This is a genomic window from Streptomyces xanthophaeus (assembly GCF_030440515.1).
Classification (GTDB): domain Bacteria; phylum Actinomycetota; class Actinomycetes; order Streptomycetales; family Streptomycetaceae; genus Streptomyces; species Streptomyces kutzneri.
The window spans coordinates 1,013,050-1,024,990 of the sequence record NZ_CP076543.1 but is presented as its reverse complement, the minus strand read 5'-3'; the positions used below and the strand labels follow the sequence as shown (position 1 = coordinate 1,024,990).

Below are 11,941 nucleotides of genomic sequence, written 5' to 3'. Positions count from 1 at the left end.
ACAGATGTGGAGCCTCCGGTCTGGCACGATGGCGCGTGCTGCCGCCCCCCGCCGCCCGCCCATCCCCACCCGGAGGCCCCGCGCCATGCCGCTCCTCGATCCGACGCTCTGGCAGGACGGACCCACCCTCACCGGCGGCCCCGCCCCGGTCGTCGAACCCGCCACCGGCCGCACCCTCGCCACCATCGACCTCGCCGCGCCCGCCGATGTGGCGGAGGCCGCCGTACGGGCCCTCGCGGCGCAGCGGGCCTGGGCGCGCGCCGCCCACCCGGAGCGGGCGGCCGTGCTGCGCCGCGCCGGGGACCTGTTCACCGCGCACGCCGACGAGCTGCGGGAGTGGCTGGTCCGCGAGTCCGGCTCGATACCCGGCAAGGCCGACTTCGAGCTGCACGTCGCCGCGCAGGAGTGCTACGAGGCCGCTGCGCTGGCCTCGCGCCCCACGGGGCAGGTGCTGCCGAGCGAGGCGCCCCGGCTGTCCTTCACCCGGCGGGTACCGGCCGGGGTGGTCGGGGTCGTGGCTCCCTTCAACGCCCCCCTGATCCTGGCGATCCGCTCGGTCGCGCCGGCGCTCGCACTCGGCAACGCGGTGCTGCTCAAGCCGGACCGGCGCACCGCGGTCTGCGGCGGCCTCGCCCTCGCCGCGGTCTTCGCCGCCGCCGGGCTGCCGGGCGGGCTGCTGCAGGTCCTGCCCGGAGGCGCCGGGACGGGCGCCGCGGTGGTCGCCGACCCGCACGTGCGGGTGGTGTCCTTCACCGGATCCACCGCCGCGGGCCGCTCCGTCGGGGAGCTGGCCGGCCGTCACCTCAAGCGCGTGCACCTGGAGCTGGGCGGGAACTCCGCCCTCGTCGTGCTCCGCGACGCCGACGTCGAGGCCGCAGTGGCCCAGGCCTCCTGGGGTTCCTTCTTCCACCAGGGCCAGATCTGCATGACCGCCGGGCGGCACCTCGTCCACGCCTCGCTCTACGACGAGTACGTCGAGCGGCTCGCCGCGCGCGCCGAGGAACTGGCCGTGGGGGACCCGTACCGCGAGCGGGTCCACCTGGGCCCGCTGATCGACCGCGCCCAGCTGGACCGCGTCCACGCCCTGGTGGAGGCCAGCACCGGGCAGGGGGCCAAGCTCGTGGCCGGCGGCACGCACCGGGAGCTCTTCTACCGGCCGACCGTCCTGGCGGGCGTCGCCGAAGACACCCCCGCCTACACCGAGGAGGTCTTCGGCCCGGTGGCGCCCGTACGGTCCTTCGCGACGGAGGAGGAGGCGGTGGCGCTGGCTTCGGCGGGCCCGTACGGCCTCTCCCTCGGGATCGTGACCCGGGACGCGGCGCGCGGGCTCGACCTGGCCGAGCGGATCCCGACCGGGATCGCCCACATCAACGACCAGACGGTCAACGACGAGGCCGTCGCCCCCTTCGGCGGCGTCGGGGCCTCCGGCACCGGTGCACGCTTCGGCGGCGAGGCGAACCTGGACGCCTTCACGGAACTGCGCTGGACCACGGCCCGCAGCACCCCCGCCGGCCACCCGTTCTAAGGCTGTCCCACCGGCGCCCCGCAGAGGCGGAATGCGGAAGGCAGGCCGTTCGTTCAAGGGAGCAGACGGCTCAAACAGGAGGTCTGGACACCGTGGCTACAGTCGAGCTCACCAAGGAAAACTTCGACCAGACGGTCAGCGAGAACCCGTTCGTGCTGATCGACTTCTGGGCGGGCTGGTGCCGGCCGTGCCTGCAGTTCGCCCCGGTCTACGAGCGGGCCTCCGAGGCCCATCCCGACCTCGTGTTCGCCAAGGTGGACACCGAGGCGCAGCAGGAGCTGGCCGGGGCCTTCCAGATCACCTCGATCCCGACGCTGATGATCGTCCGGGACCAGGTGGCCATCTTCGCGCAGCCCGGCGCACTGCCGGAGGCGACCCTGACGGACCTCATCCGCCAGGCCCGGGACCTCGACATGGACGAGGTCCGCGCGAAGATCGCCGCGGAGCAGCAGGGCTCCCCGGGCGCGGGCAGCGCGGACCCCGGTACGCAGGAGGCCTGAGGATTCGCCGGGCCCGCGAGCCCGGCGGATCGGCGTCGGTCCCGGGCGTCTACTCCGGTGCGCACAGTGGCTGCGCCGGGATGCGGACCGGCAGGCCCCTGCGCTCCTCGGCGGTGAACGCCCGGTTGCCGATGGCCTTGCACAGGTCGCGCTGCCACGCCCGGGGGTCGAGCGGCAGGACACCGCCGGGACCCGCGGGGTCGGCGTAGATCACCGTCCCGGCGTTCTTGGAGATGTCCATGAAGGCGTACGGACGGGCCGGGAAGAGGGAGCTGGAGCCGGAGGTCTCGCTCGGCGGCCGGCCGAATTCGTACGACTCCAGGAGGGCGCGTTCCTCGATGCCGTACGTCCGCACGGCGTTGTTGGCGGCGATCAGGAAGTGGCCGTCACGGTCGAGGAACTGCGTGACGGTCGGGGTGGTGGAGTTTTCGGCGGTGCTGCGCAGGGGACCGATCTCCTTGCGCAGCGGGTCGCGCCGCCACAGCTCGACGATCGCCCCCCGGCGCATCAGCCCGAAGTAGCGGCCGCTGGGGTCGAACTGCACGGCGAGGACGTCCTCGGTGGTGCGGACGGTCTCCGTGACGGTGCCCGTGGTGAGGTCGACGATGCGGACCGAAGGATCGCCCCAGACGGTCACGGTCACCTTGTTCGGGGCCGGGTAGGGGCCGATACCGGTATGCGGCGGCGCGGATCCCGTGGTGGGCAGCAGGGCCTTCGCGTCGTAGTGGGCGAGTTCGCGTCCCGTGCGCGCGTCCCACTGCTGGACCAGGGTCCCGGAGACGGTCAGGACGTTGCCGGCGACGTCGAAGAAGTGCTGGAAGTCCGGTTCCTCGCTGTCGTAGAGGAGCGGCGGCGGCGTGGTGGCGGCCGGGGCGGGCGGTTCGGCCGCGGTGATGGTGGCCAGCCGGCGCAGGGTGGAGGCATCGAGGACGGACACCACGTTGGGTCCCTCCAGGTCCGCGAGCAGGCGTCCGTCCTTGCTCAGCCTCAGGAGGTCGGTGCTCGCCGGTTTCCGGTAGGGCGTCCGGCGCGGGGCCTCGGCGATGAGCTGGTCGTTGGTGCCCGGTGCCGTGGGCCGCACCTGCAGCGCGGATCCGTCGGCGAGCACACTGATCGTGCGGCCGCCGTCGTGGGTGAGGATCTGCTGGCCCACCTGGAGCACGGATTCTCCGGTGGGCAGTGCGGTGTAGGTGATCAGGGAGTCCTTGTACCCGACGTAGTAGAGCTTGCCGCCGGCCGACGCCAGCTGCCGCGACCAGTGCGCGGAGGGTGAGGGGACGGTGGAGACCACCTTGCTCTGGAGCAGGTCGACCAGGCGCAGCGTGTCGTCGAACCACAGCGCCACCCGTGTGCCGTCCGCGCTGACCGCCTGCGGAAGGCAGATCCCGGACTTGTACCGCTTGTCCTGCTCGTCGTACTCCTTGCCCTGCGGGGTGCCGTCGGAGACCCGCACCAGCCTCAGGGACGTGCCGTCGCCCTTCTTGCTGCACACCACTGCTGCCGTCCGGTCCCCGGAGAGCTCGATCTCGGCCGCCTCGCCGGCGACGACACGCGTCGCGTCGGTCGCCGGGTCGTAGGCGACCAGGACCGTGTTGTTGTCGGCCAGCCCGCCCCGCCGCAGCAGCAGGGTCCGGTTGTCCGGGCCGATCCACAGGTCTTCGCTGATGCTGTTCTTCTGGTCCGCGGGCGCGCGCGTCGAGCGGGCGATGGCACCGCTGTCCAGGTCCCACCAGACCAGGTGGTCCAGCACCCGGTGGACGATCAGCGTCCCGTCCGCCGACATGGAGGGGTCCAGCCCCTTCTCCGTGCCGACGGCCGCTCCCGGGGCCGCGGCCAGCTTGTGCAGCTCGCCCATCGGCTCCTCCCGGTCGGCGTGTACTGGGAACCACGCGGCGACCCCGTCCTCCTGGACGTAGCCGGCCCGCTTCCCGTCGGCCGAGACCATCGGGTACTTCACCTGCCCGACCGAGGGAACCTGCGCGCTGCGGACCTTGCCGGTGGTGACGCCCGTGAAGAGCATCGCCCTTCCGTTCTGCGAGGTGGCCAGCACCACGTCGCCGTCCAGGCTGGTCTGCAGGCCCCGTACCGTTCCCAGCAGGCCCGAGACGACACGGCTCTTGTCCGAGTACGCCAGGTGCTGGCGCAGGAGCTGGTTGCGGGCCTCCTGGGTCGGCGAGGTCCGGTAGGCCGCGAGCGCGAGCATCACCGACTGGGCGGGGTCGGTGGCCGCGACGTCCTGCGATGCCTGCGTCAGGGCGCGCGAGGTGGCGAGCGCGTCGCGCCTGCGGCTCTCCTGCCGCGTGACGACGAACAGCGACCCCAGCAGGACGGCCACGACCACGATGAAGGAGACCGCGGACCAGGCGCCGCGCACCCGGCGGGCCCGGGAGCGCTGGTGGGCGCGCCCGGCATCCAGGTAGGCGCGTTCCCCGGGGCTCAGGTCGTCGACGCGCCCGGGCAGCCACTGGTCGGCGCCCGCGAGGGCCACCTTCGTCGGCAGCAGCTCGGAGGTGCGCTCGGCCCGCTCCCAGCGGTCCATGTCGTGGCGCAGGGACTCCCGCCACACCAGGAAGGCCCGGTCCTTCTCGACCCACCGCGCCAGCTTCTCCCAGCCGCTGATCAGGGCCTCGTGCGTGAGCTCGACGCTCTCGCCGCCTTCGGCGCTGCGGCCGGTCACCAGGAGCCGGGTGGCGGCGAGCCGCTGGGCGATCCGCCACTGCTCCTCGCCCAGGTCGGCGCGCAGGGCGATGCGGCGCGTCGCGGCCGGTGATCCCACGGGGACCCGGACGAGCTGGGTGAACAGCCGCCGGGCCGCCGGCTCGTCCGCTTCGGGGACGTACTCGGCCCAGACCTGGTCGGCGTGCAGGCTCAGCGCCCCGGTGACACCGCCGAGGTCCTGGTAGGCCTGAAAGGTGAGCAGCCCCCCGCGCTGTTTCTGCCACAGCAGGTCGAGGGTGAAGCCCAGCAGGGGCAGTGCTCCTGGCTCGGTGCCGGTGTCCTGCAGGATGCGGTCCACGAGGCCGGTCTCGTAGCGCACCGCCGGGACGGCGTCCACGGGCGCGGTCACGACCTCGCGCAGCCGCTCGGGGCCCAGGGGGCCGAGGGCGTGGACGCGCCGGCCGATGACGGTCCCGAGCCGGGGATGCGCCAGCGCCATCTCCAGGAAGTCGGCCCGTAGCGTCGTGAGCACCCGGACCGGCTGCGGCAGGGCGTCGTCGAACAGGACATCGGCCAGTTCGTCGACGGCTTCCGGAGCGAGAGCGAGGAGTTCCTCGAACTGGTCGACCACGACGAGGAGCCGACGGCCGCCGGACAGATCGAGTACCCGGGCCACGATGTCGGCGAGGCCGCCCCGGCGCAGTACCCCGGTCAGTTCGGAGATCCGGGCGAGGCGCCCCGTCTCGGACAGCCCGGGCTCCAGCAGCGGCAGCAGCGCGGCCGCGAGGACGGCCAGGGGACTGCTGCCGTGGGTCGGCCGTACGACGACCGCTTCCGCTCCCGACCGCCGCAGCCGGGGGACGACCCCGGCCAGCGCCAGGGAGGATTTGCCGGATCCGGAGGCGCCGACGATGGCCACCCATTGCTCGCCGGCCAGCGCGAGGTCCAGCTCGTCGCTCTCGGCCCGCCTGCCGTAGAAGTGCGGGGCGTCGGACTCCCGGAACGCCGTGAGGCTGCGGAACGGTGACGGGGGGAGGGCCAGCGGGCGCAGTTCGGGCCAGGCCCGAAGGATGCCGGCCGTCGGGATCAGGTAGCTGACCGGTGGCCGGCCCGACTCGGCGACGGCGATCATGCCGACCACGCCGACGTGGTTCTCGTCCCAGACCGGCGTGCCGCTGAACCCGCGGGAGACCGGGTAGCCTCCGTCGGCCAGGTCCGCCTGTATCCATCCGTAGGCCTGTGACTCCCGCAGGACTCCGGAGTGCCAGACTCCGCCCGGGCGGCCCGCGGGGAAGCCGAAGGCCCGGACCGGATGACCCCACACCCGCTCGGCCTCGATCAGCCGCACGGGGTGGGCGCCGGGCAGCGGGGCGTCCAGCCGGAGGACCGCCATGTCCCCGCCGCCCGGCTCACGTGGCGGCAGCCAGCGTTCGACGCTCGCGGTCACCCCGACGGCGTCCGGGCCGAAGGCGGACGACAGGGGAAGGTCGACGCGGATCCGGGCGTCGGGCCCGGGGTGTTCGTCCTGCGGCGTGCCGAGCGCCGCGGACACCACGTGGGCGCACGTCAGCGCGAGCTCGGGGGAGATCAGGAAGCCCAGGCCGACGGCATCCCCGCGCAGGTCGCGGATCCGCAGCACCGCCGCGTTCAGGGCCTTCGGGCCGACGCCCTCCGAGGCCTGTGACCCCGTCACGGTGCGGGCTCCGCCGCGGCGGAGGCGGCGGTGTCAGCGGCCGGGCCCGCAGCGGTGCCGGCCGCCGGGCCGTCGGACGGAGAGCGGGTCCAGGTCAGCGAGATCTTGAAGTTGGCCTCGGCCGCCGTACTGGAGATCACGACGTCGGCCTCGGCGGAGAGCGACAGCCCGAACTCCAGATTGAGCTCGTCGGGCGCCTGGGCCATGCCGCGGAAGGCGTCGACGAAACTCTGCGCTACCGGCCGGATCCCGGTCACCATCTCCCCCAGCGACCGTGAGGCGCGCGCCATCACCTGCCCCGGCCGGGCCACCCGGACCAGGCCGTCCTCGCCGGTCTCCACGACCTCGACGCGCACCACGTCCGGTGGCCCGCCCGCCCCATCGATCGGTAACTCCACGTGCAACACCATGTCTCCCCCTCCTCGTATCCGAACCGCCCCCGCGGTCGCTCCCGTTGCCGCGCGCGGCGGCTCCGCTCCACGGGAACCTCCCCGCCCGGACGCAGCCCAGTGTGGGCCTCCCCCTCGCAGAATGGAAAGTCTTTCTAGAAAAGAATCTAGTAATGGTGCTTTAGGCTGAACCCGACGAGGATCTGAGGTGATCCGCCGCCATGAAGAGACCGAGGACGCCTGCCCGATGCCGAAGCAACAACGCGGCGAAGCCACTGTCGAACAGGTCCTGGACGCGGCGCTCCGCCTCTACGCCTCGTCCGGGGAAGCCGGTCTCACCCTCGGAGCCATCACCAGCACCAGCTCGGTCAGCTCCGGGAGCATCTACCACCACTTCGGCAGCCTGGACGGGGTGGTCGCCGCCCTCGCGCTGCGCTCCCTGGAACAGCTCCTGAAGGAACTGGGCACGGCGCTGCTCCAGCAGACCGACGCCCGCTCCGGCATCCGGGCCGTCGTGCTGGCCTACCTGGACTTCGTACAGGCCCATCCCGACGCGGCCCGCCTCGTACACTCCGTGACCGCGGATCGCCTGGGCATGGCCCGCGCGCGCGAGATCCGGGACACCCAGGAGGCCCGCCTCACACCGATCACCCTCTGGATCCACGCGCACCAGGAGTCGGGCGAACTCGCCCCGCTCCCCGCCTCCTTGATCGAGTCCCTGGCCCTCGGCCCGGTCGTCGCCGTCGTCCGGCGCTGGCTCACCGTGGGGGACCTCGATCTGGAGGAGGCCGCCCGTGAACTGCCCGACCGCATCTGGCGGTCGGTCGGCAACTGACCCGGTCGGCGAGTGGGAGGGCGACGGCCCTGCTTCGGCGATGCAGGAGAGGACTCCATGAGTTGTGACATTTTCGTGTGCCGGTTCGAAAACGGCGAGCCGGCGACGCTGGACATGACCGCCGCGCGGGAGGTTCTCGAGCCCTACGCGGTGGCGCGGGACCTCGAAGCGGACTTCCTGCTGGTGAGTACGGCGGAGGGAGAGGAGGCGGGGGTGTACTTCAACAGCCCTGCCGGCATCACCTTCAACCGATTCGGAGGGGACGGGATCATGGACCTCCTCGCCGCCCTACTCCGACGGCTGGACGCCGTGCTCGTCGTCCCGGGCGGGCCGACCATGATTCGGCGCCACGAGGACCGCGAGCTTCTGCCGGCCTCCCTCAGGGACGAGTGGCCCGTCGTCGTGGCCCGTACCGGCGCGGAGATCGACCGGGCGATCCGGGCTTCCTGAACCGACCGGGCGCCCGGGCCTCCTCAGCCGAGGGCCGCCAGCACGCGGTCCGGGGTGAGGGGGAGTTCGCGGATCCGGCAGCCGGTCGCGTGGTGGAAGGCGTTGCCGATGGCCGCCGCCGTGCCGACGATGCCGATCTCGCCGATGCCCTTGCCGCCCGCCGGGTTGAGGTGCTTGTCGTGCTCGTCCAGCCAGTGCGCCTCGATGTCGGGTACGTCGGCGTGGGCGGGGACGTGGTAGGAGGCGAGGTCGTTCTCGGTGAAGTCCCCGAAAGCCGGGTCCATGGTGCTGTGTTCGGTGAGGGCCATCCCCAGACCCATGACCATGCCGCCGACGAACTGGGATCGGGCGGTGAGCGGGTTCAGGATGCGGCCCGCCGCGAAGACCCCCAGGAGTCTGCGGACCCGGACCTCGCCCGTCACGGTGTCGGTCTGCACCTGCGCGAAGTGGGCGCCGAACGCGTGCCTGGCGTACGGGGACTTCTGCTTGGCGGAAGCCGTCGTATCGGCGGGGACGGACACTCCGGCCTCCGGAATCGGGCCGGAGCGGCGGGCGAGCAGGGCGAGCAGGCTCGTGCAGGCGTCGTGGACCGCCCAGCCCCAGGACGCCGTACCGGCCGATCCGCCGGCCACCGCGCCCTGCGGCAGCGCGGAGTGCCCGATCTCCACCGTCACCCGGTCCAGGGCGACCCGCAGCGCGTCGGCGGCGATCTGCGCCAGGACGGTGCGGGCGCCGGTGCCGAGGTCGGTGGCGTTGGTCTGCACGAGGTACCTGCCGTCGGGGAGGGCGTGCGCCCGCGCCGAGGAGGGGGCGACGTACACCGGGTAGGTGGCGGCGGCGACCCCGGTGCCGATCAGCAGTGGGCCGTCCCGGCGCGGCGTGCGGTGCGCGGCCCAGTCGAACCGTGCGGCCCCCTCGCGCAGGCATTCCACCAGATGGCGGCTGCTGAACGGGTGGCCGCTGTCGGGTTCCGCGTCGGGCTCGTTGCGGATGCGCAGCTCGACCGGGTCGATGCCGAGGGCGCAGGCCAGCTCGTCCATGGCCGACTCCAGGGCGTACATGCCGGGGGACTCGCCGGGCGCCCGCATCCAGGAGGGCGTGGGCACGTCCAGGGGCACGACGCGGTGGGTGGTGAGGAGGGCGGGCGCGGCGTACATGACGCGGGCGGGGACGGCGGCCTGTTCGACGAACTCCCGTACGCGGGAGGTGTGGGTGGTGACCTCGTGGGCGACGGCGGTGAGCGTGCCGTCCTCGCGGGCGCCCAGGCGCACGCGGTGCAGGGTCGGCGCGCGGTGGCCGACGACGGCCGCGAGGTGGCGCCGGGGCAGGGCGAGGGTGACGGGGCGGCCGGTGTGCCGCGCGGCCATCACGGCGAGGACGACGTGCGGGCGGGGGGTGCCCTTGCAGCCGAAGGCACCGCCGACGTGCTCGGAGACCACGGTGACGCGGTCCGCGGGCAGCCCGAAGAGGGCAGCCAGTGTGGAGCGTACGAGTCCGGACCCCTGGCTGGAGTCGTACACGGTGAGGGTGCCGGCGTCGGCGTCCCAGTGGGCGGTGGCGGCGTGCGGCTCCATGGGGTGGTTGTGCAGCGGCGGTACGGCGTACGCGCAGTCCACCCGGACGGGCGCGGCGGCGAACGCGGCGGCCGCGTCGCCCTTCTCGCGGCGGGCCGGATAGCCGCCGTTGACCTGTTCGGGGGTGTAGGCGGCCGGGTGGCCGGTGTGCAGTACGGCGTCGTGGGGCTCGGCGTCGTAGCGGACGCGGACGGCCGCGGCCGCGGCCCGGGCGGCCTCCGGGGTCTCCGCCACGGCCAGGGCCACGTACCAGCCGCGGTGGGGTACTCCGGGGTCCTGGAGCACGCGGAGGGTGGGGTCGTCGGCGGGGCCCAGCCGGGGCGCGTCGTAGGGCGTGAGGACGGCGAGGACGCCGGGCAGCGCGAGCGCGTCGGCGGTGTCGACGGCGGTGACGCGTCCACGGGCCACGGTGGCGGGCACCGGCCATCCGTACGCCCGGTCCGGCAGGGCGTACTCGGCCGCGTAGCGGGCCCTGCCTGTGACCTTCTCCCGGCCCTCCAGCCGGGTGGCAGGGCTGCCGAGGGAGGGCGCCGGGGCGGCGGGGCTGGAGTCCATGGCAGATCCTCGTGATCGGGGCCGACGGGGCGGAGGGACGTTTCAGGAGCGGGATCCGGGGGCGCTGGGGGAGAGGGCACTCGCGGCGAGGGAGCCGAGCACGTCGCAGGCGAGGTTGCGGGCGAGGGGGACCTTGAAGGCGTTGTCGCGCAGCGGCTCCGCCCGGTCGAGCTCGGCCTCGACGGCCTCCCGTACGGCGCTCTCGGTCGGGGCGGCGCCCAGCAGCCGTTCCTCGGCGACGGTGGCGCGCCAGGGGCGGTGGGCGAGCCCGCCGAACGCGAGCGCGACATGGCGGACGCGACCCCCGGAGACGTCGAGCACGGCGGCGACGGAGGCGAGCGCGAAGGCGTACGAGGCGCGGTCGCGGGCCTTGCGGTAGCGCGACGGGAGGCCGGCGCGGTCCGCCGGGAGCGTGACCGCCGTGACGATCTCGCCGGGCTCGACGACGGTGTCCCGTTCGGGGTGGTCGCCCGGCAGCCGGTGGAAGGCGGTCGCGGGTACCGTACGGGCGCCGTCGGGGCCCTGGAGTTCGACGGCCGCGTCGAGCGCGACGAGCGCCACGGCCATGTCGGACGGGTGGGTGGCGATGCACTGCGGGGAGTGGCCGAGGACGGCGTGGTCCCGGTGGACTCCGTCGCGGGCGCCGCAGCCGCTTCCGGGCTCCCGCTTGTTGCAGGGTTTGGCCACGTCCTGGAAGTAGGGGCAGCGGGTGCGCTGGAGCAGGTTGCCGCCGGTGGTGGCGACATTGCGCAGCTGGGCCGAGGCACCGGCCAGGAGCGCCTGGGACAGGGCGGGGTAACGGGTACGGACGAGGGGGTGGAGCGCGAGGTCGCTGCCGCGCACCCCGGAGCCGACCCGCAGGCCGCCGTCCGCGGTCTCCTCGACGGAGCCGAGCGGCAGGCCGGCGAGGTCGACGACGGTGTCGGGGGCTTCGACCCCGAGCTTCATGAGGTCCACGAGGTTGGTGCCGCCGCCGAGGTAGCGGGAGCCGGGCCGCGCGCCGTGGGCGGCGATGGCCTCGGGGAGCCCGGTGGCGCGCACGTATGCGAACGGCTTCACGCGCCCACCCGCCCGTCACCGGGGGCCGGAGCCGGGGCCGGAGCCGGGGCCGGAGCCGGGGCCTGGGCCCGGTCCGGGGCAGCGGCCTGCGAGGCCGCGGCTGCGTCCCGTACGGCGTCCACGATGCGGGGGTAAGCGCCGCAGCGGCACAGGTTGCCGCTCATCGCCTCGGCGATCCCGGAGCGGCTGAGGTCCGCGGCCCCGGGGTCGGCGGCCGCCTCGGCGAGCAGGCCGGCGGCGGAGCAGAGCTGGCCGGGCGTGCAGTAGCCGCACTGGAAGGCGTCCCGTGCCATGAAGGCCTCCTGCAACGGGTGCAGGCCGTCTGCTCCGTCGCCGCCCAGTCCCTCCACCGTGGTGACCCGGGTGCCGTCGTGGGCGACGGCGAGCAGCAGGCAGCTGTTGGCGCGCCGGCCGCCGACCAGGACGGTGCAGGCGCCGCACTGGCCGTGGTCGCAGCCCTTCTTGGCGCCGGTCAGGCCGAGGTGCTCCCGCAGCAGGTCCAGGAGGGTGACCCGGTGGTCCACGTCGAGCTCGTGGCGCCGGCCGTTCACATGCAGCCCGACGCGCGAGCGGGTCTCCTGCATTGGATGCGCCACTGGTGCCCCTTTGTTCGGGAATGCCGACAGACCTCCACTCGGATAACCGGCCGGGGCGGATCTCACACCTCCCGTGTGGGACAAGCGGGTGCGTGGCGGTGGGGCGC

At 73.9% G+C, this 11,941-nt stretch carries 9 protein-coding genes; 4 read left to right on the top strand and 5 right to left on the bottom strand.

The annotated features are described in order from the left end of the window. Positions 1 to 85 precede the first annotated feature (85 nt). Both KO717_RS04485 and KO717_RS04480 read left to right on the top strand, forming a co-directional pair. Positions 86 to 1,525, top strand: coding sequence for an aldehyde dehydrogenase family protein (locus KO717_RS04485; protein WP_301364550.1), 1,440 nt, complete (start codon positions 86 to 88; stop codon positions 1,523 to 1,525). A gap of 92 nt (positions 1,526 to 1,617) precedes the next feature. Continuing rightward, the gene (locus KO717_RS04480) at positions 1,618 to 2,025 is read left to right on the top strand and encodes a thioredoxin family protein (protein WP_301364549.1); all 408 of its coding nucleotides are present in this window, start codon (positions 1,618 to 1,620) and stop codon (positions 2,023 to 2,025) included. Positions 2,026 to 2,074: 49 nt separating this feature from the next. On the opposite strand, the gene KO717_RS04475 is transcribed toward KO717_RS04480, so the two are convergent. Further along, positions 2,075 to 6,376 carry an nSTAND1 domain-containing NTPase gene (locus tag KO717_RS04475; RefSeq protein WP_301364548.1) on the bottom strand — a complete coding sequence of 1,434 codons (4,302 nt, stop codon included), beginning with the start codon at positions 6,374 to 6,376 and terminating at the stop codon, positions 2,075 to 2,077. Then, complete coding sequence (locus KO717_RS04470; RefSeq protein WP_301364547.1) at positions 6,373 to 6,786, bottom strand: CU044_2847 family protein; 414 nt, start codon at positions 6,784 to 6,786, stop codon at positions 6,373 to 6,375. Before KO717_RS04470 ends, KO717_RS04475 begins: the two co-directional genes overlap by 4 nt. Before the next feature lie 226 nt (positions 6,787 to 7,012). Between KO717_RS04470 and KO717_RS04465 the strand changes: the two genes are divergently transcribed. Next, entirely contained in the window at positions 7,013 to 7,600 is a 588-nt protein-coding gene (locus tag KO717_RS04465) for a TetR/AcrR family transcriptional regulator (RefSeq protein WP_301364546.1), read from the top strand. Between the two features lie 57 nt (positions 7,601 to 7,657). Further along, positions 7,658 to 8,050, top strand: coding sequence for a hypothetical protein (locus KO717_RS04460; protein WP_301364545.1), 393 nt, complete (start codon positions 7,658 to 7,660; stop codon positions 8,048 to 8,050). A 23-nt stretch (positions 8,051 to 8,073) separates the two neighbouring features. Here KO717_RS04460 and KO717_RS04455 read toward each other — a convergent pair whose 3' ends face one another. From KO717_RS04455 to KO717_RS04445, 3 genes are read right to left on the bottom strand one after another with little or no spacing between them, the layout of a single operon-like run. Beyond that, positions 8,074 to 10,179 (bottom strand): xanthine dehydrogenase family protein molybdopterin-binding subunit, encoded by a 2,106-nt coding sequence (locus KO717_RS04455; protein ID WP_301364544.1) that lies wholly within the window; start codon positions 10,177 to 10,179, stop codon positions 8,074 to 8,076. 42 nt (positions 10,180 to 10,221) lie between these two features. Beyond that, complete coding sequence (locus tag KO717_RS04450; RefSeq protein WP_301364543.1) at positions 10,222 to 11,238, bottom strand: FAD binding domain-containing protein; 1,017 nt, start codon at positions 11,236 to 11,238, stop codon at positions 10,222 to 10,224. Continuing rightward, positions 11,235 to 11,822 (bottom strand): (2Fe-2S)-binding protein, encoded by a 588-nt coding sequence (locus tag KO717_RS04445; protein WP_301374365.1) that lies wholly within the window; start codon positions 11,820 to 11,822, stop codon positions 11,235 to 11,237. The genes KO717_RS04450 and KO717_RS04445 overlap by 4 nt, the downstream gene beginning before the upstream one ends. Positions 11,823 to 11,941: the final 119 nt, after the last annotated feature.